The following is a 26,305-nucleotide window of genomic DNA, read 5'->3' as shown; positions in this document are numbered from 1 at the left end:
AAAGTGGCCATTAAACTAACATGCCCATGCACAAGTTTACACTGCCTGACACTCAGGCTTCAGCCAATGCGACCGCCTCTTCCACGTCAACTGCAACAAGCCGTGAACAGCCCGGCTCATGCATGGTCACGCCCATCAACTGATCGGCCATTTCCATGGCGATCTTGTTGTGGGTGATATAGATGAACTGCACCTTTTCCGACATCTCCTTCACCAATCGCGCATAACGTCCGACGTTGGCATCGTCCAATGGCGCATCGACTTCGTCGAGCATGCAGAACGGCGCCGGGTTCAACTGGAAGATGGCGAATACCAGCGCCAGCGCGGTCAGCGCCTTTTCCCCGCCGGACAACAAGTGGATGGTGCTGTTCTTCTTGCCCGGCGGACGCGCCATGATCGCCACACCGGTATCGAGTAGATCTTCGCCGGTAAGTTCCAGATATGCCGTACCGCCGCCGAATACCTTCGGGAACAATGCCTGAAGGCCAGCATTGATCTGGTCGAAGGTTTCCTTGAAGCGATTGCGGGTTTCCCGGTCGATCTTGCGGATGACGTTTTCCAGCGTCTCCAGCGCTTCGGCCAGGTCGTCGTTCTGCGAGTCCAGGTAGCGCTTGCGCTCGGACTGCTGCTGGTACTCCTCGATCGCCGCCAGGTTGATCGGCCCCAGACGCTGGATGCGCGCCGCGAGACTCTCGAGACGCTCCTCCCATTCGCGTTCGCTGGCATCCAGGGGCAGGTTGGCCAGTACCGTGTGCAGGTCGTAGCCGTCTTCGGCGAGCTGCTCCTGCAAGGCCTTGCGCCGCACCACCAGCCCCTGCCACTCCAGGCGCTGCTGCTCCAGCTGGCCACGCAGCAGTTGCGATTGCTGCTCGGCCTGGCCGCGGCGCTTCTCCACCTCGCGCAGTTCGCGATCGGCGTCTTCCAGGGCCAGCCGCGCCTGCTTGAGTTCGTCCTCGACGGCCATCCGTCGCTCCAGCAACTCCTCGAGCTTCATGCGCAGCTCTTCCAGCGGCGCCGCACCCTCCTCCAGATTGAGGTTGAGCTGTTCGCAACGCTCGTTGAGGCGCGCCGACTGCTGGTCGAGGCGCTCCAGAGCCTGCTGGGTGGAATTGTGCTGCGCCCTCAGCGAGCCGACCCGCACCGCCAGTTGGTGCGCATGGTCCTTGTGGGTACGGGCATCCTGGCGAATCCGGTCGAGCCGTTCGCGCAGGGCGTCACGCTCCGCCAGCAGGGTTTCCCGGCGCTCGGTGTCCAGCGCCATGCTATCCAGCGCTTCCTGCAGGGTCAGGCGCGCCTCGCTCAGTTGCTCCTGTTCCAGCGCGCGCTGCTCGGCCAGTTCCGCCACTTCTTCGTCGAGACGGCGGCGACGCAGTACCAGTTGCTCGACCTTGGCCTGCTGCGCGGACAACTGCGCCTTCAGCTCGCCGTGCCGGCGGCCCTCCTCCTGGACCTGGCGCCGCACCTGCTCGCGCGCGCCTTCCAGCTCGCGCTGCTCGTCGCGGGCCGCAACCAGACGCTCCTCGCCCTCGGCGACGCGGGTTTCCAGGACCTCGCGCCGTTCCTGCAACGCCTCCAGTTCCTGGGCGCGGGCGAGCATGCCGCCCTGGGCCTCGTCGCTGCGCCGGACCCGCAGGAAGTGCCGGCCGACCCAGTAGCCATCGCGGCTGATCAGGCTCTCGCCGTCGTCCAGGGCGCCGCGCTGGGCGAGCGCCTGTTCCAGGGTCTCCACCGGTTTCACCCGGGCCAGCCAGGGACTCAGGTCGGCGTCGGCGCGGACCTTGTCCAGCAGCGAACCGGCCGCCGTCGCGGCTCCGCGAGCGGGGCTGAGCAGGCGCAGCTCGCCCTTGCCGAAGCCGGCCAGGGCGAGCCCGTCGAAGCCGTCCAGCAAGACCGCCTGCAGATCCGCGCCGAGCACGGTCTCCACCGCCAGCTCCCAACCCGGCTCGACACGCAAGCCTTCGGCGAGGCGCGGACGTTGTTCCAGGCCCTGCTCGCGCAACCACTCCAAGGCGCCCTGTCCGGGGTCGAGAGCGGCCTGCTGCAGGGCCTCCAGCGAAGCGATGCGCCCGTTCAGGCGCTGCAACTCGCCCTGCGCCTGGTGCTGTTCGGCGGCCAGCTGCTGCAATTCCTGGCGCAATTGTTCGAGTCGCTCGGCTTGGCCCTGCTCCTGCAATTGCAGTTCTTCCAGGGCCAGTTCGGCGATCGCCACCTGTTCGTTGAGTTCGAGGATCGCCGCGTCCTCGGGGTCGGCCGCCAACTGGCCACGCTCCTCCTGCAGGCGCCGCTCGCGATCCTGCAGGCGCTCCAGGCTCTGCTCCAGATGCTGGATGCGCGACTGCTGCACCTCGGCCTGGCGGCGGGGTTCGGCGCTCTGCTGGTTGAAGGCATCCCACTGCTGCTGCCAGGCCTGCATGCCCTGCTCGGCCTGTTCCAGGGCGATGCCCGCTTCTTCCGCGGCGGCCGCGCTGAGTTCCTGTTCCGGTGCGAGCATGGCCATTTCCTCGGCCAGGGTCGCGAGCAAGGTACGGTCGTGCCCGAGGTGCGATTCGGTTTCCTGGCGGGTCCGTTCGGCTTCGCGCAAGTCGTCCTGCAACTGGCGCTGGCGCTGCTGGCCATGCTGGATGCTCTGCTCGACCCGGGCGATGTCGCCGCCGACCGAATAGAAGCGCGCCTGCACCTGGTTGAAGCGTTCGGACAACTCGTGATGGCCGTCGCGCAGCCGTTCGATGCCGGCATCGGCACCACGCTGCTCGGCCACCAGGGCCTCGAAGGCGATCTCCTGGTCGCCGATGACCCGCTCGCGCTGACCGACCTGCTCGTTCAGGTCGCGCCAGCGCACGGCACCCAGCTGGGCCTTGAGCTGGCGCTCCTCGGCCTTGTGCTCCTGGTATTTTTCCGCCGACTGGGCCTGCCGGTGCAGGCGTTCCAGTTGCCGCCCCAGCTCTTCGCGCAGGTCGGTGAGGCGTGCCAGGTTTTCCTGGGTCCGACGGATGCGGCTTTCGGTTTCGCGGCGGCGCTCCTTGTACTTGGAAATGCCCGCGGCTTCCTCGATGAAGTTGCGCAGGTCTTCCGGACGCGCCTCGATCAGCTTGGAGATCATGCCCTGTTCGATGATCGAGTAGCTGCGCGGCCCCAGGCCGGTGCCGAGGAAGATGTCGGTGATGTCGCGCCGCCGGCACTTGGTGCCGTTGAGAAAATAGGTGTTCTGCCCATCCCGCGAGACCCGCCGGCGAATGGATATCTCGGCGTACTGGGCGTATTCGCCCACCAGTGTGGTCTCGGCGTTGTCGAAGATCAGCTCGATGCTCGCCTGGCTCACCGGCTTGCGGGTATTCGAGCCGTTGAAGATGACATCGGTCATCGACTCGCCGCGCAGGTTCTTCGCCGAGCTTTCGCCCATCACCCAGCGCACCGCGTCGATGATGTTCGACTTGCCGCAGCCGTTCGGCCCTACCACTGCCGCCATGTTGCTGGGGAAGTTCACCGTGGTCGGATCGACGAAGGACTTGAACCCCGCCAGCTTGATGCTCTTCAGGCGCATGCGTGCGCTCCCGCCAGGGTCGCCATCAGCGTTCGGCGAGCGCGGCCAGCACCAGCTGGCAGTTGTGGCGGCCGTATTCCAGCAGGACCTCGCGGATCCTCGCCTCGTCACGGGCGATCACCGCTTGCAGGAGCTGGGCGAAACTGCCGAGGAACTGGTTCATTTCCGCCTTGCGCCGCTCCAGCGCCAGGTGGTAGGCGCGACTCACCGCCGGCAGCAGGTTTTCGACAGTCTCCTGCAGGTAGGGATTGTTCGCGAAAGGAAAGGCCGCGCGCATGATGTCGAAGCTGGCCTCGACGAAGCCGTCGATATCGCTTTGCGCCAGGTTGTTCAGCAGGCGCTGCTGGATGGCCAGGAACGGTGCCAGCTCGGCTTCGCTGCGCCAGCGCCGGGCGACGCTTTCCGCCAGCAGGATGTAGAGCTGCACGATCAGCGCGTAGAGGCTTTCCACATGTTGCGGGGACAGTTCGGACACCTGGGCGCCGCGGCGCGGCAGGATGTTCACCAGGTGGCGGCGTTCGAGAATCAGCAGCGCCTCGCGGACCGAGCCGCGACTGACGTTGAGGGTCTGGGTGACCTTCTGCTCCTGGATACGTTCCCGTTCCTTGAGTTCTCCCCGGATGATGCGTTCCGCGAGGTGGTGGGCGATCTGCTCTGCCAGGCTGTCCGGGGCCTTGAACGTCATGGTGATCCTTTTATCCAGGGGCGCGTTTTCCGGGGGTATATGGATGGGAAGTGTAACACAGGGCGTTACCCCGCCGGCTTCCCGGCGAAGCGGCGGACAGAACGAAGGTTGGGATGGGGCAGGCCGGCCAAGGGAGGACAATTGTCAGACAATCTAACAAGATAAATACGAGGACTTCCCATGTTTGCCTCGCTTTCCTCTGCCTGGATGCTGCGTCTGAAAAAGTACGGCTACTGGATCTGGCTGATCGCGGTGCTCGGCATTCCGCTCAGCTACTGGTGGTCGCTCGGTAGCGACTATCCCAACGCCTGGCCCTGGCTGGTGATCAGCGTGGTGTTCGGGCTGATCCCGATCCTCGATGCCATCGTCGGCCGCGATCCGGCCAACCCCGAGGAAGCCAGCGAAGTGCCGGAGATGGAAGCGCAGGGCTACTACCGCATGCTGTCCCTGGCCACCGTCCCGTTGTTGCTGGGCATGCTCGTCTGGTCCGGCTGGATCCTCGCCCACGAGACCCGCTGGGACTGGGTCGGCCAACTGGGCTGGATCCTGTCGGTGGGCACCGTGATGGGCGCCATCGGCATCACCGTCTCCCACGAACTGATCCACAAGGACCCGCAACTGGAACAGAACGCCGGTGGCCTGCTGCTGGCAGCGGTGTGCTATGCCGGCTTCAAGGTCGAACACGTGCGCGGCCACCATGTACACGTCTCGACCCCGGAAGATGCCTCGTCCTCGCGCTACGGCCAGAGCCTCTACTCGTTCCTCCCGCACGCCTACAAGCACAACTTCCTCAACGCCTGGCGCCTGGAGGCCGAGCGCCTGAAGCGCAAGGGCCTGCCGGCCCTGCACTGGCGCAACGAGCTGATCTGGTGGTACGCCATCAGCGCCCTCTTCCTACTCGGCTTCAGCCTGGCCTTCGGCTGGCTGGGAGCGATCTTCTTCCTCGGCCAGTCGGTGATGGCCTTCACCCTGCTGGAGATCGTCAACTACGTCGAGCACTACGGCCTGCATCGGCGGCGTCTGGACAACGGCCGCTACGAACGCACCACGCCGGAACACTCGTGGAACAGCAATTTCCTCCTGACCAACCTGTTCCTTTTCCACCTGCAGCGCCATTCCGACCACCATGCCTACGCCAAGCGCCGCTACCAGGTGCTGCGCCACTACGACAGCAGCCCGCAACTGCCCAACGGCTACGCCGGGATGATCGTCCTCGCCCTGTTCCCGCCGCTCTGGCGCGCGGTGATGGACCCGAAGGTGCGCGCCTACTATGCCGGCGAGGAATACCAGCTTACCGACACCCAGCGCATCTGAGCGTCCCGCCCCTGGGAAACGGCACCTTCGGGTGCCGTTTTCGTTTATGGGGAAACTGACTGACCTACAGGTCAAAAAATTATTTGACTCAAAAGTCAGTTTTTTCTAGATTCGCCTCCATAGCTCCTACCGTGGAGCCCTGTGCGGAAACCGCCCCACTCCGGCCGGTTCTCCTGCAAGGCCTAGAATTCAATAACAAGAACCCGCCTGGAGGCACGCCTTGATCAGGTTCCTGCTCAACCGGGAGATCCGCGTCGAAGAACGCCTGGACCCCAACCTCACCGTCCTCGACTACCTGCGCCGGCACCTCGGCAAGACCGGCACCAAGGAAGGCTGCGCCTCCGGCGATTGCGGCGCCTGCACCGTGGTGGTCGGCGAACTGGTCACCGGCGAGGATGGTGCCGAACGCATCCGCTATCGCAGCCTGAACTCCTGCCTGACCTTCGTTTCCGCCCTTCACGGCAAGCAATTGATCACCGTCGAGGACCTCAAGCACCAGGACCGCCTGCACGACGTGCAGCAGGCGATGGTCGACTGCCATGGCTCGCAGTGCGGGTTCTGCACGCCGGGTTTCGTCATGTCGCTGTTCGCCCTGCAGAAGAACAGCGCCGGCGCCGATCCGGCCAAGGCCCACGAGGCGCTCGCCGGCAACCTCTGCCGCTGCACCGGCTACCGGCCGATCCTCGACGCCGCCGAGCAGGCCTGCTGCCACAAGCGCGCAGACCAGTTCGACGCCCGGGAAGCCGCCACCATCGAGCAATTGCGCGCCATCGCTCCGCGCGAAACCGCCGAGCTGAACAGCGGTGACCGGCGCTGCCTGCTGCCACTCACCGTCGCCGACCTGGCCGACCTCTACGGCGCCAATCCGCAGGCACGCCTGCTGGCCGGCGGCACCGACCTGGCGCTGGAGGTCACCCAGTTCCATCGCGAACTGCCGGTGATGATCTATGTCGGCCACATCCGCGAAATGAAACGCATCGAAGTGGGCGTCAACTGCCTGGAAATCGGCGCCGCCACCCCGCTGACCGACTGCTACCAGGCGCTGGCCGCGGACTACCCGGACTTCGGCGAATTGCTGCAGCGTTTCGCGTCCCTGCAGATCCGCAACCAGGGCACCCTCGGCGGCAATATCGGCAACGCCTCGCCGATCGGCGACGCCCCGCCGCTGCTGATCGCCCTCGGCGCGAAGATCGTCCTGCGCCGCGGCGAACGGCGCCGCGAGCTGCCGCTGGAGGAGTACTTCCTCGACTACAAGGTCACCGCCCGCGAAGAAGGCGAGTTCATCGAGAAGATCCTCGTCCCGCGTGCCCGGCCCAGCCAGGCGTTCAAGGCCTACAAGGTCTCCAAGCGCATCGACGACGATATTTCCGCGGTCTGCGCCGCCATCAGCCTCGACCTGGAAGATGGCCGGATCGCCCGCGCCAGGGTCGCCTTCGGCGGCATGGCGGCGATTCCCAAGCGCGCCGCCGCCTGCGAAGCGGCGCTGCAAGGCGCGCGCCTGGAAGCCGCCAGCTTCGAACGCGCCGCCGCCGCCCTGGCGAACGACTTCACCCCGCTCAGCGACTTCCGCGCGAGCAAGGAATATCGCCTGCTGACCGCGCAGAACCTGCTGCGCAAATGCTTCCTGGAGCTGCACGCTCCCGCCGTCGAAACCCGGGTGACCGCCTATGTCTAACCATCGCAAGCCACACAAGAGCCAGGAAGAGCTGGCCGACCTGTTCCGCGCCGAGCTGACCACCGGAGTCGGCCGCAGCGTCAAGCACGAAAGCGCCCCCAAGCACGTCAGCGGCGAGGCGATCTACATCGACGATCGCCTGGAGTTTCCCAACCAGTTGCACGTCTATGCGCGCCTGAGCGAGCGCGCCCACGCCCGCATCACCCGCCTCGACGTGACGCCCTGCTACCAGTTCCCCGGCGTCGCCATCGCCCTCACCGCCGCCGACGTTCCCGGCCAGCTGGACATCGGCCCGGTGGTGGCCGGCGACCCGCTGCTGGCCGATGGCAAGGTGGAGTATGTCGGACAGATGGTCCTGGCGGTCGCCGCCGACAGCCTGGAAACCGCGCGCAAGGCGGCCATGGCGGCGATCGTCGAGTACGAAGACCTGGAACCGGTGCTCGACGTGGTCGAGGCCCTGCGCAAGCGCCATTTCGTCCTCGACAGCCACCAGCACCGCATCGGCGATTCCGCCGCCGCGCTGGCCGGCGCGCCGCATCGCCTGCAAGGCACGCTGCACATCGGCGGCCAGGAGCATTTCTACCTGGAGACGCAGATTTCCTCGGTAATGCCCAGCGAAGACGGCGGCATGATCGTCTATTGCTCGACGCAGAACCCCACCGAAGTGCAGAAGCTGGTGGCCGAGGTCCTCGGGGTTTCCTTCAACCGCATCGTCATCGACATGCGCCGCATGGGCGGCGGCTTCGGCGGCAAGGAAACCCAGGCCGCGGCGCCGGCCTGCCTGTGCGCGGTGGTCGCCTACCACACCGGGCGTCCGGCGAAGATGCGCCTGCCGCGCATGGAGGACATGCAGATCACCGGCAAGCGTCACCCGTTCTACGTCGAATACGACGTCGGCTTCGACGACGATGGCCGCCTGCACGGCATCCAGATCGACCTGGCCGGCAATTGCGGCTATTCGCCGGACCTCTCCGGCTCGATCGTCGACCGCGCCATGTTCCACTCGGACAACGCCTACTTCCTCGGCAACGCCACCATCAACGGCCACCGTTGCAAGACCAACACCGCCTCGAACACCGCCTACCGCGGTTTCGGCGGGCCCCAGGGAATGGTCGCCATCGAGGAGATCATGGACGCCGTGGCCCGCAGCCTGGGCAAGGATCCGCTGGAGGTGCGCAAGCTCAACTACTACGGCAAGGACGAGCGCAACGTCACCCATTACCACCAGACCGTCGAGCACAACCTGCTGGCGGAGATGACTGCCGAGCTGGAAGCGAGCAGCGAGTACGCCCGCCGCCGCGAGGAAATCCGTGCGTTCAATGCCGCCAGCCCGGTCCTGAAGAAAGGCCTGGCGCTGACCCCGGTGAAGTTCGGCATTTCGTTCACCGCGACCTTCCTCAACCAGGCAGGTGCGCTGATCCACATCTATACCGACGGCAGCATCCACCTGAACCATGGCGGCACCGAAATGGGCCAGGGCCTCAACACCAAGGTCGCCCAGGTGGTCGCCGAGGTCTTCCAGGTCGACGTGGAGCGCATCCAGATCACCGCCACCAATACCGACAAGGTGCCCAACACCTCGCCCACCGCCGCCTCCTCGGGCACCGACCTGAACGGCAAGGCCGCGCAGAATGCCGCCGAAACCATCAAGCGGCGCCTGGTGGAGTTCGCCGCGCGGCACTGGAAGGTCAGCGAGGAAGACGTCGAGTTCCGCAACAACCAGGTGCGTATCCGGGAGCTGATCCTGCCGTTCGAGGAACTGGTCCAGCAGGCCTACTTCGGCCAGGTCTCGTTGTCCAGCACCGGCTTCTACCGCACGCCGAAGATCTTCTACGACCGCGAACAGGCCCGTGGCCGGCCCTTCTATTATTTCGCCTACGGCGCCGCCTGCTCGGAGGTGATAGTCGACACCCTCACCGGCGAATACCGCATGCTGCGCACCGACATCCTGCATGACGTCGGCGACTCGCTGAACCCGGCCATCGACATCGGCCAGGTTGAAGGCGGCTTCGTCCAGGGCATGGGCTGGCTGACCATGGAGGAACTGGTCTGGAACGCCAAGGGCAAGCTGATGACCAGCGGCCCGGCCAGCTACAAGATTCCCGCCGTCGCCGACATGCCGCTGGACCTGCGGGTGAAACTGCTGGAGAACCGCAAGAATCCGGAGCAGACCGTGTTCCATTCCAAGGCCGTGGGCGAGCCGCCGTTCATGCTCGGCATCTCGGTCTGGTGCGCGATCAAGGACGCCGTGGCCAGCCTCGCCGACTACCGCGCGCAACCCGCCATCGACGCGCCGGCGACGCCCGAGCGGGTGCTCTGGGGCGTGGAACAGATGCGCCGGTTGAAGACCGCCCAGGCGCAAGCGGCGGACGCCGCGGTCGAGCCGGCCTGAACCGCCGCGATCGGGAGGATGACGAGATGAACTGGATCAGCGCCCTGGCCGAGTTGCAGCGTAGCGGCGAACCTTGCGTCCTGGTGACCATCATCGAGGAGCGCGGCTCGACCCCGCGCAACGCCGGCTCGAAGATGGTGGTCAGCGCCGAGCGGCTCTACGACACCATCGGCGGCGGCCACCTGGAATACAGGGCCCAGGCCATTGCCCGGGAAATGCTCGCCGCGCGGACCCAGGACACCCGTCTGGAGCGCTTCAGCCTGGGCGCCAGTCTCGGCCAGTGCTGCGGCGGCGCCACGGTGCTGCTGTTCGAGCCGATGGGCCAGCCGCAGGCACACATCGCCGTGTTCGGCGCGGGCCACGTCGGTCGCGCCCTGGTACCCTTGCTCGCCAGCCTGCCCTGCCGGGTGCGCTGGATCGATTCGCGGGAACACGAATTTCCCGCGCTCCTGCCCGACGGCGTGGAGAAAGTGGTGAACGACGAAGTGCTCGACGAGGTCGAGCGGATGCCGCCCGGCAGCCACTTCATCGTCATGACCCACAACCACCCGCTGGACCTGGAGCTTACCGCGGCGATCCTGGCGCGCAACGACTTCGCCTACTTCGGCCTGATCGGCTCGAAGACCAAGCGCGTCAAGTTCGAGCACCGCCTGCGCGAACGTGGCGTCGACGCCGAACGCCTGCAACGGATGCGCTGCCCGATGGGCCTGGATCAGGTGAAAGGCAAGCTGCCGGCGGAGATCGCCATCTCCATCGCCGGCGAGGTGATCGCCACCTACAACGCCGCCTTCGGCCTGGAACGCAAGCAGGGGCCGTCGAGCGTCACCCGGCTGACCCCGGAGTCGCGCCGCGCCCATGAATCCTGAGCGGCCCCCCGCTCCCCCGCGTCCGCCGCCAGGCGGCGGACCTCCCACGAACCTTTTTTCGAGACTGCCATGACCCGCAACGCCAAAGCCTACCGCGCCGCCATCCTGCACAGCATCGCCGACCCCGCGGAGGTCGGCGTCGAACGCTCCTACGAACACTTCGAGGACGGCCTGTTGCTGGTGGAGGACGGCAAGGTCGCTCGCCTCGGTGACGCCGAAACCCTGCTCGGCGAGATCGGCGAGGTCGAGGTCTTCGAGTACCGCGACGCGCTGATCACCCCCGGCTTCATCGATACCCACATCCATTTCCCGCAGACCGGGATGATCGCCTCCTACGGCGAACAACTGCTGGACTGGCTGAACACCTATACCTTCCCCACCGAGCGCCAATTCGGTGACCAGGCCCATGCCGACCAGGTCGCCGAGATCTTCCTGCAGGAACTGCTGCGCAACGGCACCACCACCGCGCTGGTCTTCGGCAGCGTGCACCGGCAATCGGTGGAATCGCTGTTCGAGGCCGCCCGGCGCCTGGACCTGCGCCTGATCGCCGGCAAGGTGATGATGGACCGCAACGCGCCGGACTACCTGACCGACACCGCCGAGAGCAGCTACCGCGACAGCAAGGCGCTGATCGAGCGCTGGCACGGCCAGGGCCGTCTGCTCTACGCAGTGACCCCGCGCTTCGCCCCGACCAGCACTGCGGAACAGCTGGACATGGCGGCGCGGCTGCTGCGCGAGCATCCCGGCGTATACCTGCACACCCACCTGTCGGAGAACCTCAAGGAAATCGAGTGGGTGAAGGAGCTGTTCCCCGAGCGCAGCGGCTACCTGGACGTCTACGACCACCACGGCCTGCTCGGGCCGCGCTCGGTGTTCGCCCATGGCGTGCACCTGTGCGACGGCGAATGCCAGCGCCTGGCGGAGACTGGCTCGGCAGTGGCGTTCTGCCCGACCTCCAACCTGTTCCTCGGCAGCGGTCTGTTCGACCTGCCGAAGCTGGAGCGCTACAAGGTCAAGGTCGGCCTCGGCACCGATGTCGGCGCCGGCACCAGCTTCTCCCAGCTGCAGTCCCTGAACGAGGCGTACAAGGTCATGCAGTTGCAGGGCGCCCGCCTCGATCCGTTCAAGTCGCTCTACCTCGCCACCCTCGGCGGCGCCCGCGCGCTGGAGCTGGACGACCGGATCGGCAGCTTCGCCACCGGCAACGAGGCGGACTTCGTGGTCCTCGACTACCACGCCACCCCGCTGCTCTCCTACCGCCTGAGCCAGGCCGGCAGCCTGGCCGAACGGCTGTTCGCGCTGACCATCCTCGGCGACGACCGCACGGTGAAGGAAACCTTCGCCGCCGGTCGCTCGGTGCATCGCCGCGACTGACTCCCGGCGGAAACGAAAAAGCCCCGCATCGCGGGGCTTTTTCATGCTTCGGATCAGGCCGCCGAGTCGCTGTCGGCCTTGGCCCGGCGTGGCTTCTTCTTGCCGCCGAGGAGGTGCGAGAACACCGCGTGCAGGTCGCCGGAAGCGTTGTCGCTCTCCAGGTTGAGCTTGCTGTCGATATGCTCCATGTGGTGCATCATCAGGGTCACCGCGCGCTCCTTGTCGCCCTTCTCGATGGCGTCGAGGATCTCGTTGTGCTCGTCGAACGAGCAGTGCGAGCGACCGCCGCTTTCGTACTGGGCGATGATCAGCGAGGTCTGCGACACCAGGCTGCGCTGGAAACTCACCAGTGGAGCGTTGCGCGCCATCTCGGCGAGCTTCAGGTGGAACTCGCCGGACAGGCGGATGCCGGCGCCCCGATCGCCGCGGGCGAAGCTGGATTGCTCCTGCACCACCATCTCGCGCAACTCGGCCAGGCGCTCGGCGGTGGCGTTGTCGGTGGCCAGTTCGGTGATGGCGCGCTCGACGGTGCGGCGGGCGAAAAGGATCTGCCGGGCCTCGTCGATGCTCGGGCTGGCGACCACCGCGCCGCGGTTCGGCCGTAACAGCACCACCTGCTCGTGGGCCAGGCGCGAGAGGGCGCGGCGAATGATGGTGCGGCTGACACCGAATATCTCGCCGAGCGCTTCCTCGCTCAGCTTGGTGCCGGGGGCCAGGCGTTGTTCGAGGATGGCGTCGAAGATGTGGGCGTAGACGATCTCGTCCTGGGTACCGCTGCGGGCAGCCTTGCCGGTGCGCGGCGGCTTCCTGATGTGTTGCAACTGATCGGTCATCGGTCTCGAACCTTGTGCGTCCGGCTTGTGGCCTGGGCTGATCCTCGCTCACGGGCGTGGGTGAGGCACGCCGGCGGCTGATAGCGAAATAGTGTACACAAGCAGCGGCATCCGGCGCACCACCCCTTTCCGCCCCTCGTTCCGAGCGCGCGGCACCGCCCGGAAGGACGCGTGACGGAAAGCTGATAAAAATGTGGCGAAACACCCTCAAACATTCTTTGACCTTTTTGTATACAAAGGCATAATCGCTCGCACGAGTTCTTGACCCAAAGGTCAGAAAATCGTGCCCTCACATCACCTTCGAGCCGCGTCAGGGACCTGGTAACCAACCGGCCCGCAGGACCTAACAACAAGAGCGATGAGGAGTACCTGCTGTGGAAAGCACCAAACAAGAAGAACAAGGGATCTACGCTGCGACACCGCCCGCCACCGGCCTGCTCGAACGCCTGTTCAAGCTCCGCCAGCATGGTACGACGGTCAGGACCGAGCTGGCGGCCGGGCTGACCACCTTCATCACCATGGCCTACATCATCTTCGTCAATCCCAACATCATGGCCGACGCCGGCATCGACCACGGCGCGGCGTTCGTCGCCACGTGCCTGGCGGCCGCCCTCGGCTGCTTCCTGATGGGCTTGTACGCCAACTGGCCGGTGGGCCTGGCGCCGGGAATGGGGCTGAACGCCTTCTTCACCTACACCGTGGTCGGCACCATGGGCTACAGCTGGCAGATCGCCCTCGGCGCGGTGTTCATCTCCGGGGTGATGTTCATGCTGCTGACCTTCTCCCGGGTCCGCGAATGGCTGCTCAACAGCATCCCCCGCAGCCTCAGGTTCGCCATGGGCGCGGGTGTCGGCCTGTTCCTCGGCCTGATCGGCCTGAAGACCGCCGGCATCGTGGTGGCCAGCCCGGCGACCCTGATCAAGCTCGGCCACCTCACCTCGCCCGGCCCGCTGCTGGCGGCACTGTGCTTCCTGATGATCGCCGTGCTCGAGTACCGCCGGGTGTTCGGCGGCATCCTCATCAGCATCCTCAGCGTCACCCTGGTCGGCTGGGCCCTCGGCCTGGTGCAGTACGGCGGGGTGTTCTCGGCGCCGCCGAGCCTGGCGCCGACCTTCCTGGCGATGGACATCGCCGGCGCGTTCAACGTCACCATGATCAGCGTGATCCTGGCCTTCCTCTTCGTGCACATGTTCGATACCGCCGGCACTCTCATGGGCGTCGCCCAGCGCGCGCACCTGGTGAAGGAGGACGGGCGCATCGAGAACCTGTCGAAGGCGATGAAGGCCGACAGCGCCTCCAGCGTGTTCGGCGGCATGCTCGGTGTCCCGCCGGTGACCAGTTACGTGGAGAGCGCCGCGGGCGTGGCCGCCGGCGGACGTACCGGGCTCACCGCGGTGGTGGTCGGCGTGCTGTTCGTCGCCGCGATGTTCTTTGCCCCGCTGGCCGGGATGATCCCCGCCTTCGCCACCGCCGGCGCGCTGATCTACGTGGCCATGCTGATGATGGGCGGGATGGCGCACATCGACTGGGACGAGCACACCGAAACCATCCCGGCGATCGTCACGGTGATCATGATGCCGCTGACCTTCTCGGTGGCCGACGGTATCGCCCTGGGCTTCATCACCTACGTCGCGATGAAGGTCCTCACCGGCAAGCACCGCGAAGTCTCGGCCAGCCTCTATGCCTTGTTCGTGATCTTCGTCGCCAAGTTCATCTTCCTCTGACCCGCCCGGATGGCGGATGGCCGCACGCGGCTATCCGCCTCGAACCTGTCGTTGCCCCGCAGGGCTCGCGACGCACAGCCTCATCCGTCGCCCATTCACACCTTGCGCCGCATCGTCCTGCCCCCCCCCCGCAGATGGCGGATAACCGGCAACCCTCGGCGCCTTCCCCGCGAACGAAAAAAGGCCCGCTCGACGGCGGGCCAGGGAAAAGGACTCAGGGAGTCAATGTTTCGTGGCACGCACCTAGCTGCCGCGATAGGTCGAATAGCTGTAGGGCGAGATCAGCAGCGGCACATGGTAGTGATCGTCGGCGGAGGCGATGCCGAAACGCAGCACCACCTGGTCGAGGAATGCCGGCTCCGGCAATTGCACGCCGCGGGCGCGATAGTAGTCGCCGGCGTTGAACACCAGTTGATAGACCCCGGGACGGAAGTCCTCGCCTTGCAGCACCGGCTGGTCGCAGCGGCCGTCGTGGTTGGTCAGGGTGGTGGCGATCAGTTCCAGTTGCTGGCCTTCTACCCGGTACAGCTCGATCTTGATGCCATGGCCGGGGCAGCCGTGTGCGGAATCCAGTACATGCGTGGTCAAACGTCCCATGGGTTGCGGGCGCCCGCTGGCGGACACCACTCCTCCTCTTGCCTTCGTTCGATGGGGATCGCTCCGGGACCTGCCCGGCGCCGCTCGCTTGCAGCCCGCCAGGGAGCCGCTTGCGAAGCAATATAAGTTATCTTTCGATGAATTGTATACAAAAAACACCGCCACAACCGAAAATGCGGCAGCCGCCCCGAAATCGAGCATTCCTTCCACAAGCCCCACCCCGCAGGGCCTCATTCTTCGCTAACTGACCAGTCGGGCAGGTTTTTTGCTGGATGAATGGCAGGGATCGGCAAGCAGGATTGTATTTACAGACCGCAGGCAAACTTGTATACAATAAATCCATCACGGCATCCCCGGCCCGTCCGGCCCGCCGCCCCATCCACAATAAGGAACACTGCTGTGAGCGCTGACTACCCACGCGACCTGATCGGATACGGCAACAACCCTCCCCACCCTCACTGGCCCGGCGATGCGCGCATCGCCCTGTCCTTCGTGCTCAATTACGAAGAAGGTGGCGAGCGCTGCGTCCTGCATGGCGACAAGGAGTCCGAGGCGTTCCTTTCCGAGATGGTGGCTGCCCAGCCCTTGCAGGGCGTGCGCCACATGAGCATGGAATCGCTCTACGAATACGGCAGCCGCGCCGGGGTCTGGCGCCTGCTCAAGCTGTTCAAGCGACGCAACGTGCCGCTCACCGTGTTCGCCGTGGCCATGGCGGCGCAGCGCAACCCTGAGGTGATCAGGGCGATGGTCGCCGACGGCCATGAAATCTGCAGCCACGGCTACCGCTGGATCGACTACCAGTACATGGACGAGGCCCAGGAGCGCGAGCACATGCTCGAAGCCATCCGCATCCTCACCGAACTCACCGGCCAGCGCCCGGTGGGCTGGTACACCGGACGCACCGGCCCGAACACCCGGCGCCTGGTGATGGAGGAAGGCGGCTTCCTCTATGACTCCGACACCTACGACGACGACCTGCCCTACTGGGACCCGGCCAGCACCGCGGAGAAACCGCATCTGGTGATTCCCTATACCCTGGACACTAACGACATGCGCTTCACCCAGGTGCAGGGCTTCAACAATGGCGAGCAGTTCTTCCAGTACCTGAAGGACGCCTTCGACGTGCTCTACGAAGAAGGCGCGACGGCGCCGAAGATGCTCTCCATCGGCCTGCATTGCCGGTTGATCGGTCGCCCGGCGCGGATGGCCGCCCTGGAGCGCTTCATCCAGTACGCGCAGAGCCACGACAAGGTCTGGTTCGCCCGCCGCGAAGACATCGCCCGCCATTGGCACCGTGAGCATCCTTTCCAGGAGACCGAGGCATGAGCCGTTTCCAGACCCTGACCCCCGCCTCGCTGTCCCGCGAGGCCTTCGTCGAAGCCTTCGCCGACATCTACGAACACTCCCCCTGGGTCGCCGAGAAGGCCTATGACCTGGGTATCGACGACAGCCTCAACGATATCGAGGGCCTGCACCAGCGCATGGCCGACATTCTCCTGTCGGCAAGCCGCGAGGCCCAGCTGGCGCTGATCAACGCCCACCCGGACCTCGCCGGCAAGGCAGCGATCCGTGGCGAACTGACCGCCTCCAGCACCTCCGAGCAGGCCGGCGCCGGGATTCACGAATGCAGCGCCGAGGAGTTCGCCCGCTTCACCGAACTCAACGACGCCTACAAGGCCAGGTTCGGCTTCCCCTTCATCAAGGCGGTGAAGGGCAGCAACCGCCATCAGATCCTGGCGGCCTTCGAGGAACGCATCCAGCACTCCGCCGACGAGGAGTTCGCTACCGCGCTGGCCGAGATCAACAAGATCGCCCTGTTCCGCCTGCAGCAGCTCTGAGGCCTGCGGAGACGAGCATGAACGCCGAACACGCGCCCTTCCGCCACTACCTCGACCTCGCCGACGCACGCCTGGGCAGCCAGGTGGTCGCCGTCAGCGACGAATGGTTCGCCCCGGCCAGCCGCATGCTGCAGGCCGGCGAACCGGTGTGGAAGGAAGGCGTGTTCGACGACAGCGGCAAGTGGATGGACGGCTGGGAAACCCGCCGCAAGCGCTTCGAGGGCCATGACCAGGCGGTGATCCGCCTGGGTGTGCCGGGCGTGCTGAAGGGCGTCGACATCGACACCCGCTTCTTCACCGGCAACCATCCGCCGGCGGCTTCCCTGGATGGCTGCTTCTGCACCGAAGGCGACCCGGACGACAGCACGTCCTGGAGCGAAGTGCTGCCGGCGGTGGGGCTGCAGGGCGATAGCCATCACTACCACCCGATAGACGACGAACGTCCCTGGACCCACCTGCGTCTGAACATCTACCCGGACGGCGGTATCGCCCGCCTGCGCCTCTATGGCGTGCCCTACCGCGACTGGAGCAGCCTGCCGCCGGGAACGGCGCTCGACCTGGCCGCAGCGGTCAACGGCGGCCGGGCGCTGGCCTGTTCCGACCAGCATTTCGGACGCATGGGCAACCTGCTCAACCCCGGACGTGCCATCAACATGGGCGACGGCTGGGAAACTGGCCGCCGCCGCACGCCGGGCCACGACTGGGTGATCGTCGCCCTCGGCCATCCCGGCAGCATCGAGGCGGCGGTCGTCGATACCTTGCACTTCAAGGGCAACTATCCAGAAAGCTGCAGCATTCAGGCCGCCTTCGTGGAAGGCGGAAACGAGGCCCGGATCGAGGCACAGAGCCTCTTCTGGCGCGAGCTGCTGCCAGCGCAGAAGCTGGAAATGCACCAGGAACATCGGTTCGAGCGGCACCTCAACGCCCTCGGCCCGATCACCCATGTACGCCTGAACATCTTTCCCGACGGCGGCGTCAGCCGCCTGCGCCTGTTCGGCAGGCCACAATTACCGTGAGACCCGGGCCCCGCGTGCGTCCGGAATACAACAAACAGAATCGACAGGATCAGTATGCGCACTCTCAAGATCGAGCCGTTGACCAAGGAAGCCTTCGCCCCGTTCGGTGACGTGATCGAAACCGCCGGCAGCGACTATTTCATGATCAACAACGGCTCCACCCGCCGTTATCACAAGCTGGCCACGGTCGAGACCGCGCAACCGGAAGATAACGCGATCATCAGCATCTTCAGCGCCGAGAAGCTGGAAATGCCGTTGCGCATCCGCATGCTGGAACGCCATCCGCTGGGCAGCCAGGCCTTCATCCCGCTGCTCGGCAACCCCTTTCTGGTCGTGGTCGCGCCACTTGGCGATGTACCTGTACCGGGCCTCGTCCGCGCCTTCCTGACCAACGGAAGGCAGGGCGTCAATTACCACCGCGGCGTCTGGCACCATCCGGTGCTGACGATCGAAAAGCGGGATGACTTCCTGGTGGTCGATCGCAGCGGTTCCGGGAACAACTGCGACGAGCATTTCTTCACCGAGGACGAACAGCTCCTCCTCGACCCCCAATCAAACCAATAAGAGAGGTCCTGCCGCCGGTCCGCCGGCCAGGGCAAGAGGTACAAGACTGTGGAAGCACATCTCATCGAATGGCTGAACCTGCTGGTGCGCTGGATTCACATGATCGTCGGGATCGCGTGGATCGGCGCTTCGTTCTATTTCGTCTGGCTGGAGAACAACCTCAACCGCAGCAACCCGCGTGAAGGCCTGTCCGGAGACCTCTGGGCAATCCACGGTGGCGGCATCTACCACCTGGAGAAGTACAAGCTGGCTCCGCCGAAAATGCCGGAGAACCTGCACTGGTTCAAATGGGAGGCCTACTCCACCTGGATGTCCGGGGTGGTGTTGCTGACCATCGTGTTCTACCTGAACCCGACCCTCTACCTGATCGCCCCCGGCAGCGACCTGGCGCCGGCGGCGGCCATCGCCATCGGTATCGGTTCGCTGGTCTGCGGCTGGTTCGTCTACACCATCCTCTGCGATTCGGCGCTGGGCAAGACCCCTGCCCTGCTCGGCCTGGTCCTGTTCGTCCTGCTGGTCGCCGCCGCCTACGGCCTGACCCAGGTATTCAGCGGCCGCGGCGCCTACCTGCACGTCGGCGCGATCATCGGCACCATCATGGTCGGCAACGTGTTCAGGGTGATCATGCCGGCCCAGCGCGCGCTGGTGAAAGCCATCGAAGAAAACCGCGAGCCCGATCCGGTGCTGCCAGCCAAGGGCCTGCTGCGCTCCCGGCACAACAACTACTTCACCCTGCCGGTGCTGTTCATCATGATCAGCAACCACTTCCCGAGCACCTACGGCAGCCAGTACAACTGGCTGATCCTGGCCGCCATCGCGGTGCTCGCGGTACTGGTACGCCACTACTTCAACACCCGCCACGAAAGCAACCGCTTCGCCTGGGCCCTGCCCGCCGGCGCGCTGGGCATGATCGCCCTGGCCTTCGTCACCACGCCGAACTACCAGCAGGCTTCCGCACCGCTGGCCAGCACCCCGGCGGCGGCACCGGCACAACCGGCGACCGGCGGCGACGCACCAACCGCGCCCGCCGCGCCCCAGGCCTCCAATGCCGGGACCGCGAGCGGAGCCGACTTCGACAAGGTCCATCACGTGATCCAGGAGCGCTGCACCGTCTGCCACTCGGCGAAACCGACCAGCCAGCTGTTCAGCACCGCGCCAGGCGGGATCATGCTCGACACCCCGCAGCAGATCCAGCAACTGGCACCGAAGATCCAGGCCCAGGCCGTGGCCTCGCAGATCATGCCGCTGGGCAACATCACGCAGATGACCCAGGAAGAACGCAACCTGATCGGCAGCTGGATCGCCAAGGGCGCACAGATCAACTGAGCCTTGGCCGAAAGGCGAAGAACCGCACCTCCGGTTCCCCGCAGCAGAACAACCCTGCTGGCCCTACCCCAAAAGCCCTCTCCATAGAGGGCTTTTGGCCATAACTGGCCATATCTTTCAGCCCCCAACCTCTCCGATAACTCACTTTCCTTCACCCTGGGCCGATGGAACGAAACCGTGCGGCGCTATCTTCGCCTACCTTGCCAATGAAGAACTGTGCAACTTTTTGGTTGATAACGTTGTGGATAGAACGCTAGGGAACAAATACCCAAAGGGCTCCGAGAGAGTGCGCAACTTTTTGCAAGCGGTGCGCAAAAAGTTGCGCAATTTTCAGTGTTCTTCCCATGAGAATCGCCAGCGAGTTTTTGGCTTCCCCCAATAACGCCTTGATGGAAAAGAGTTTCAAGACTAGTGGCACGGTTCTTGTCTAGCACCGATGTCCCCGGCATATCGCCTGGGCACTTTCAACGACAAGGAACGTATCCATGGCAACCCCCGCCTATATGTCCATCACCGGCACCAAGCAGGGCCTGATCACCGCCGGCGCCTTCACTGAGGACTCGGTCGGCAACACCTACCAGGAAGGCCACGAGGACCAGGTGATGGTCCAGGGCTTCAACCACGAAGTGATCATCCCGCGCGACCCGCAGTCCGGCCAGCCGACCGGCCAGCGCGTGCACAAGCCGGTGGTCATCACCAAGGTCTTCGACAAGGCCTCGCCGCTGCTGCTGGCCGCCCTGACCTCCGGCGAGCGCCTGACCAAGGTCGAGATCCAGTGGTACCGCACCTCCGCCGCCGGCACCCAGGAGCACTACTACACCACCGTCCTGGAAGACGCGATCATCGTCGACATCAAGGACTACATGCATAACTGCCAGGACCCGGGCAACGCCCACTTCACCCACCTGGAAGACGTGCACTTCACCTACCGCAAGATCACCTGGACCCACGAAGTCTCCGGCACCTCCGGCTCCGACGACTGGCGCTCGCCGGTCGCAGGGTGAGTTGACAGGCACACCGGTCGTACACCTGTACGGCCGGTTCTCCGTCGAGCCGAAAATGTCCGCTACTTCGCGAAATAGACACCGAGCCAAGACTTTCGGCAGCGGCTGAGCAAGAGTAACGTGGCTTGCTCCTCCAATGGATTGGAAAGGAACTGCCCACCCGGAACAGGGAACGATCCATGCGTCAAAGAGACCTGAAATTCACCTTCGTCGTTGGCGAAGGGAAACTCGCGTTCGATGTCGTCGAGTTCGAACTGGAAGAAGCGCTCTGCGAGCCTTTCCGCCTGAACCTGAAGCTGGCCAGCGACAAGAACGCCATCGATTTCAAGCAGGTACTCGACCAGCCGGGCACCTTCACCCTCTGGGAGGACGGCCGTCCGGCCCGCTACGTCCATGGCATCGTCAGCCACTTCACCCAGGGCAGCTCGGGTTTTCGCCGGACCCGCTACGAACTGCTGCTGGAACCGCAGTTGGCGCGCCTGGAGCTGTGCTGCAACTGGCGGATCTTCCAGGAGAAGAGTGTTCCGGAGATTCTCCAGGCGCTGCTCAAGGAGCACCGGGTGCTCGACTACGAACAGCGTATCTACCACGAGCACCTGCCACGCGAATACTGCGTGCAGGCCGGCGACAGCGATCACTACCTGCACGACCGGCTGGCCTTCGAGGAAGGCCTGGTCTACTACTTCCGCTTCGACGAACACCGCCACACCCTGGTCTGCAGCGACCGGCTCTACGTCCAGGAGCGTATCGCCGGCGGCCCGGTACTGTTCAGCGCCCAGCCGGAGGGCGACAACCCGCAGCCGGTGCTTCATTCTTTCCGCTACAGCGAAAATGTTCGTACGGCTCGACAGACCCAGCGGGACTACAGCTTCAAGCGCCCGACCTACGACCAGGAGCATCATCTCGCTGGCGAGGCGCTCGAGCATCAGGGCTCGTCCTACGAGCGCTACGACTACCCCGGTCGCTACAAGCAGAGCGGCGCCGGCCGGCCTTTCAGCGAAAGCCGCCTAAGAGGGCACCGGCGCGATGCGCGGGTGGCATCGGTCAGCGGCGACGACCCGCGGCTGATCCCGGGCCACGCCTTTGCCCTGGAAGGTCATCCGCGTGCCGACTTCAACGCCTGGTGGCGGCCGGTGCGGGTGGTCCATCGCGGCACCCAGTATGCCGGCCAGGAGGAAGAGTCCGCCGACGCCCCTCTGGGGGTGAGCTACGACCTGCGCGCCGAACTGGTGCCCGAGGACGTCGAATGGCGTCCCGCACCGCTGCCTCGGCCGCGTATCGATGGTCCGCAGATCGCGACGGTAGTCGGCCCGGCAGGGGAAGAGATCCATTGCGACGAGTGGGGGCGGGTGAAAGTCCAGTTCCCCTGGGATCGCGAGGGACGTCACGATGAGTTCAGTACCTGCTGGATACGGGTCGCGCAGAACTGGGCAGGTGCCGACTGGGGGCACATGGCGATCCCGCGGATTGGCCAGGAGGTGATCGTCGATTACCTGGACGGCGACTGCGACCAGCCGATCGTCACCGGGCGTACCTACCGGGCGACCAACCGGCCGCCCTACGCGCTGCCCGACCACAAGATCCTCAGCACCATCAAGAGCAAGGAGTACAAGGGCAGCCGGGCCAACGAGCTGCGCATCGACGACACCACGGCGCAGATCAGTGCGGCGCTGATGAGCGACCACGGTGCCAGCGCGCTGCGCCTGGGCTACCTGACCCATCCTCGGCCCGAAGGCGGCAAGCCGCGCGGCGAGGGCTTCGAACTGCGCACCGACGAACATGGCGCGGTGCGTGCGGCCAGGGGCCTGCTGCTGAGCACCGAGGAGCAGCTCAGGGCCGGCGCCGGCCATCTCGACCGAGGCGTCGTGGTGCAGGTGCTGGAGGCGGCGTTGGAGCTGGCCCGCGAGCTGGGCGACTACGCCGGGGAGCACCAGGGCGTGGGGCACGACGCTGCGCCGCAGCAAACCCTCCAGGAAGCCGTGCGCGACCTCGGCCACGGTGCCAACGACGAGTCCGGCAAGAGCAACGGAGGCAAGCCGGCGATCGCCTTGAGCGGTCCGGCAGGGATCGCCGCGGCGACGCCGGCGAGCCTGACCCTGGCCGCCGGCGAGCACGTCGACAGCGTGGCCCGGCAGAACCAGCAGGTGACCGCCGGGCAGAAGGTGGTGATCAACGCCGGCAGCGACATCGGCCTGTTCGCCCAGGGCGGCGAGCTGCGCCAGATCACCCACCAGGGGCCGATGCTGCTGCAGGCGCAGAAGAACGACATCCGCCTGGAGGCCGAGCAGAGCGTGGAGGTCAGCGCCAGCCAGCAGCACGTGCTGGTCACCGCGAAGGAGCACATCACCCTGATGTGCGGCGGCGCCTACCTGACCCTCAAGGGCGGCAACATCGAGCTGGGCATGCCCGGCAACTTCGTGGTCAAGGCGGCGAAGCACAGTCATGTCGGTCCCGCTCATGCATCGACCAGCTTCAACGCCTGGGATTCGACACCGTTCGATGACCGGTATGTCCTGCGCGACGAAGCCACGCTGGAGCCGTTACCCAATATCGCCGTTGAAGTGATACGAGGCGATGGTGGTGTGGTGAAACTGATGACCGACAGCCAGGGCCGTTTACCCAAGCAACAACACCTGGCCATGGACCCGGTGCAGATACGCATCCTGGGCAAGGGCAGTCACAACAGCGACACGGAGTCCAACACATGAGCAGCGAACCGCTCGAGCCGAATCAGGATGTGATCATCCCTCGCTCTCGCGACAGTCTGGGACGGCCTGTCTACAAGGCGCAGTTGACCCGTACCGACAACCAGAGCGAAAAGGTGGCACTGATTCGGCAGACCGCTCCCCTGCCGGTGATCTTCATTCCGGGGATCATGGGAACCAACCTGCGCAACAAGGCAGATAAAAGCGAGGTCTGGAGGCCGCCGAATGGTCTGTGGCCCATGGATGACCTGTTTGCCTCCATCGGTGCGTTGTGGACTTGGGCCTGGAGGGGTCCAACGGCCCGTCAGGAGCTCCTGAAGGCTGAGCAAGTAAAAGTCGATGACCAGGGTACGATCGATGTCGGTCAATCTGGTTTGTCCGAAGAAGCTGCCCGCCTGCGCGGCTGGGGCAAGGTCATGCGCAGTGCGTATAACCCGGTCATGGGATTAATGGAGAGGCGACTGGATAACATCGTCAGCCGGCGGGAACTCCAGGCATGGTGGAATGACGAAGCCCTCTCTCCTCCTGGAGATCAGGGTGAGGAGCAGGGAAAGGTGGGGCCGATCGATGAAGAGGAATTGCTCAGGGCCAGCCGATACCAGTTCGATGTCTGGTGCGCCGGCTATAACTGGCTACAGTCCAACCGGCAGTCGGCGCTGGATGTACGCGACTATATCGAGAATACCGTGTTGCCTTTCTACCAAAAGGAGTGCGGTCTCGATCCCGAGCAGGTGAGACGTATGAAGGTCATTCTGGTCACCCATTCGATGGGAGGGCTGGTGGCTCGCGCCCTGACGCAGTTGCACGGCTATGAGCGCGTATTGGGGGTGGTGCATGGCGTACAACCTGCGACGGGTTCCTCGACCATCTACCATCATATGCGCTGTGGCTATGAAGGTATCGCACAGGTCGTGCTGGGGCGAAATGCCGGTGAAGTGACAGCCATTGTCGCCAATTCGGCCGGCGCGCTGGAATTGGCCCCTAGCGCCGAATACCGGGAAGGGCGTCCTTGGCTATTTCTGTGCGACGCGCAGGGGCAGGTGCTCAAGGATATCGATGGAAAGCCTCGGGCTTATCCGCAGAATCAGGACCCTTATGAAGAGATATACAAGAACACTACGTGGTATGGATTGGTGCCTGAGCAAAATTCACAATATCTAGACATGTCAGACAAAAAAGAAGGTTTAAGAGTTGGCCCCCGTGATAACTTTGAAGACTTGATAGATAGCATTGCTAATTTTCATGGTGAATTGTCAGCAGCAGGATATCACTCAGAGACCTATGCCCATTACGGAGCTGACGATAGCCGCCATAGTTGGCGCGACTTGATCTGGAAGGGTGACCCTACCCCTCTGGAGACCCCTGGTGCCACACTCAACGACGATGAGAACGGCACTTACAACAGTTGGTTCCGCCGGGGCTTGCCCACCATAGTGCAGGGTCCGCTGGAGACGGGAAATCCTCTGGACGCTTCCGGTAGCGGAGGTGACGAAACGGTACCGACCGACTCCGGCCAGGCGCCTGCCCTGGCGGGCGTCAAGGCCAGCTTTCGGCATGGCAGCAAGGGCAAGGGACAGGCCAATACCAAACGGGGCTATGAGCACCAGGAGAGTTACAACGATGCTCGTGCTCAATGGGCAGCGCTATATGGGGTGATCAAAATCACCCAGTTGGCGGATTGGCATCCTAATGACAAAGGAGGGACATGATGCATCCCCGTCGGTTGCTTGCTGTACTTGGAGTGGTGGTCTTGACCAGCATGACCAGTTGCACTTCGTTTTCTTCTTCTCGGAGCTCTTCCATGGACAAGACCGGATGGATTACTCATTGCTTTGGTCGCTTTCTGATTGATCTGCCACCTGACGCGGTAATCAATGCCGGATACTACCTATGGGGAGACAGAATTGAGTACTTAGATGATAAACCTACCGAACTGGCAGCCAGGGTTGATCGTCTTGAACAAGAGTGGAGGACTCAGAGACATAAATCCAAAGGCAACATGCTTCTTCGTAAAATTGACTTTGGCAATGAATCAGTAGGTTTATTGTCTTGGTCTTCAGAGGTTGCCTCTAAAACCTATTTATTGGATACCTATGTTACATCTAAGCCTACGTGGCATGCCTATCGTTGGAAAGGGAAAGTTTCGGTAGACAGAGAGCAACATGCTGTGGAGATATCTAGGGCTTTAGCTCGAAATCTACGTTCTCGCGCGCCAAAAGAAATCCCCAGCGAGCCGGGCTTTTGCATCGACCACGCTTATATTGCAGGGGATAGTTTTCAAGTGGAGAGGTTTGGAGTGGGAGTCACTTTCCCTGAGCACCCCGGCGCGCGCTTTGAATTCCGCTCCTCCACGGGAGCTGAGCTAAACAGCCTTCTTGAGCGAGTCGACGGCTTCGTGCAAAACATGCTCTCCACGTTTGCAGGCATGGAAAGGTTAAGAAAAGGAAAGCATCCTGTCGGGGGCCTTCCTGGAGAGGAATATCTGGTTGCGGGAAGCGATAAGGGGCAGCGCGGCTATACCTTCATGTGGGAGGTTCAAGGCAAGGAGGAATCGCTAACCGAGCCCCATCTTACTGCGGGACTGGCGGTACTGGAACGCAGCAATGAAAACGGTAAACCACCGCCCCCTGCCTTCAAATCGGACAAAGAGGCTTTGGAACTGTGGGACGCCATTGTCGATTCGATCCGCGTGCGCCCGACGTCTTCATCGCCGCGTGGCGGAAATGCCGGTCCTTCCCCTGCTCCGAAACCCGCTACGCCTGGCGGCCAAACGCTCGGTGATGACTATGTCTATGAGGAATTCCTCTCTAGCCTGAAGCCAAAAGACAGCTGGCTGGACGACCTATAGGAG

19 protein-coding genes are annotated in these 26,305 nt (G+C 64.3%); 15 read left to right on the top strand and 4 right to left on the bottom strand.

Going from position 1 to position 26,305, the window contains the following annotated elements; all coding sequences use genetic code 11:
• Positions 1-52: 52 nt before the first annotated feature.
• Positions 53-3,541 carry a chromosome segregation protein SMC gene (smc, locus tag VQ065_RS12800; RefSeq protein WP_003087226.1) on the bottom strand — a complete coding sequence of 1,163 codons (3,489 nt, stop codon included), beginning with the start codon at positions 3,539-3,541 and terminating at the stop codon, positions 53-55.
• 25 nt (positions 3,542-3,566) lie between these two features.
• Positions 3,567-4,226, bottom strand: coding sequence for a GntR family transcriptional regulator (locus tag VQ065_RS12795; protein ID WP_003087224.1), 660 nt, complete (start codon positions 4,224-4,226; stop codon positions 3,567-3,569).
• A gap of 180 nt (positions 4,227-4,406) precedes the next feature.
• Between VQ065_RS12795 and alkB2 the strand changes: the two genes are divergently transcribed.
• From alkB2 to guaD, 5 genes are all read left to right on the top strand, one after another.
• Positions 4,407-5,540, top strand: coding sequence for an alkane 1-monooxygenase AlkB2 (gene alkB2 / locus VQ065_RS12790; RefSeq protein ID WP_003087223.1), 1,134 nt, complete (start codon positions 4,407-4,409; stop codon positions 5,538-5,540).
• Between the two features lie 220 nt (positions 5,541-5,760).
• Entirely contained in the window at positions 5,761-7,215 is a 1,455-nt protein-coding gene (xdhA, locus tag VQ065_RS12785) for a xanthine dehydrogenase small subunit (RefSeq protein ID WP_003087219.1), read from the top strand.
• On the top strand, positions 7,208-9,607 hold the full coding sequence (gene xdhB / locus VQ065_RS12780; protein ID WP_003087217.1) for a xanthine dehydrogenase molybdopterin binding subunit: 2,400 nt from the start codon (positions 7,208-7,210) through the stop codon (positions 9,605-9,607). Before xdhA ends, xdhB begins: the two co-directional genes overlap by 8 nt.
• A 26-nt stretch (positions 9,608-9,633) precedes the next feature.
• The gene (gene xdhC, locus VQ065_RS12775; protein WP_003087215.1) at positions 9,634-10,473 is read left to right on the top strand and encodes a xanthine dehydrogenase accessory protein XdhC; all 840 of its coding nucleotides are present in this window, start codon (positions 9,634-9,636) and stop codon (positions 10,471-10,473) included.
• A gap of 69 nt (positions 10,474-10,542) precedes the next feature.
• Positions 10,543-11,847 carry a guanine deaminase gene (gene guaD / locus VQ065_RS12770; protein ID WP_003087213.1) on the top strand — a complete coding sequence of 435 codons (1,305 nt, stop codon included), beginning with the start codon at positions 10,543-10,545 and terminating at the stop codon, positions 11,845-11,847.
• Between the two features lie 53 nt (positions 11,848-11,900).
• On the opposite strand, the gene VQ065_RS12765 is transcribed toward guaD, so the two are convergent.
• Complete coding sequence (locus VQ065_RS12765; RefSeq protein ID WP_003083340.1) at positions 11,901-12,680, bottom strand: GntR family transcriptional regulator; 780 nt, start codon at positions 12,678-12,680, stop codon at positions 11,901-11,903.
• 374 nt (positions 12,681-13,054) lie between these two features.
• Here VQ065_RS12765 and VQ065_RS12760 point away from each other — a divergent pair, with 374 nt between their 5' ends.
• Complete coding sequence (locus VQ065_RS12760) at positions 13,055-14,404, top strand: NCS2 family permease (RefSeq protein ID WP_003087209.1); 1,350 nt, start codon at positions 13,055-13,057, stop codon at positions 14,402-14,404.
• Between the two features lie 243 nt (positions 14,405-14,647).
• On the opposite strand, the gene uraH is transcribed toward VQ065_RS12760, so the two are convergent.
• Entirely contained in the window at positions 14,648-15,028 is a 381-nt protein-coding gene (gene uraH, locus VQ065_RS12755; protein ID WP_003087207.1) for a hydroxyisourate hydrolase, read from the bottom strand.
• Between the two features lie 372 nt (positions 15,029-15,400).
• Between uraH and puuE the strand changes: the two genes are divergently transcribed.
• From puuE to VQ065_RS12710, 9 genes are all read left to right on the top strand, one after another.
• A complete protein-coding gene (puuE, locus tag VQ065_RS12750) occupies positions 15,401-16,327 on the top strand; it encodes an allantoinase PuuE (RefSeq protein WP_003083336.1) in 927 nt (308 codons plus the stop codon).
• The gene (gene uraD, locus VQ065_RS12745) at positions 16,324-16,839 is read left to right on the top strand and encodes a 2-oxo-4-hydroxy-4-carboxy-5-ureidoimidazoline decarboxylase (protein ID WP_003087205.1); all 516 of its coding nucleotides are present in this window, start codon (positions 16,324-16,326) and stop codon (positions 16,837-16,839) included. The genes puuE and uraD overlap by 4 nt, the downstream gene beginning before the upstream one ends.
• Positions 16,840-16,856: 17 nt before the next feature.
• Positions 16,857-17,855, top strand: coding sequence for an allantoicase (alc, locus tag VQ065_RS12740; protein ID WP_003087203.1), 999 nt, complete (start codon positions 16,857-16,859; stop codon positions 17,853-17,855).
• A gap of 54 nt (positions 17,856-17,909) precedes the next feature.
• A complete protein-coding gene (locus tag VQ065_RS12735; RefSeq protein WP_003083329.1) occupies positions 17,910-18,419 on the top strand; it encodes an ureidoglycolate lyase in 510 nt (169 codons plus the stop codon).
• A gap of 48 nt (positions 18,420-18,467) precedes the next feature.
• Positions 18,468-19,745, top strand: coding sequence for a urate hydroxylase PuuD (locus VQ065_RS12730; protein ID WP_003087201.1), 1,278 nt, complete (start codon positions 18,468-18,470; stop codon positions 19,743-19,745).
• A gap of 485 nt (positions 19,746-20,230) precedes the next feature.
• Positions 20,231-20,749 (top strand): Hcp family type VI secretion system effector, encoded by a 519-nt coding sequence (locus VQ065_RS12725; protein ID WP_003083317.1) that lies wholly within the window; start codon positions 20,231-20,233, stop codon positions 20,747-20,749.
• Between the two features lie 179 nt (positions 20,750-20,928).
• Positions 20,929-23,457: a type VI secretion system Vgr family protein gene (locus VQ065_RS12720; protein ID WP_116803327.1), complete on the top strand. Its 2,529-nt coding sequence runs from the start codon at positions 20,929-20,931 to the stop codon at positions 23,455-23,457.
• A complete protein-coding gene (locus tag VQ065_RS12715) occupies positions 23,454-25,163 on the top strand; it encodes an esterase/lipase family protein (protein ID WP_003087197.1) in 1,710 nt (569 codons plus the stop codon). Before VQ065_RS12720 ends, VQ065_RS12715 begins: the two co-directional genes overlap by 4 nt.
• Positions 25,160-26,302 carry a T6SS immunity protein Tli4 family protein gene (locus VQ065_RS12710; protein WP_003133145.1) on the top strand — a complete coding sequence of 381 codons (1,143 nt, stop codon included), beginning with the start codon at positions 25,160-25,162 and terminating at the stop codon, positions 26,300-26,302. The genes VQ065_RS12715 and VQ065_RS12710 overlap by 4 nt, the downstream gene beginning before the upstream one ends.
• Positions 26,303-26,305: the final 3 nt, after the last annotated feature.

Source organism: Pseudomonas sp. KBN10P06128 (assembly GCF_037574945.1).
GTDB classification, from domain to species: domain Bacteria; phylum Pseudomonadota; class Gammaproteobacteria; order Pseudomonadales; family Pseudomonadaceae; genus Pseudomonas; species Pseudomonas aeruginosa.
This window is presented reverse-complemented; position numbering and strand designations above follow the sequence as displayed.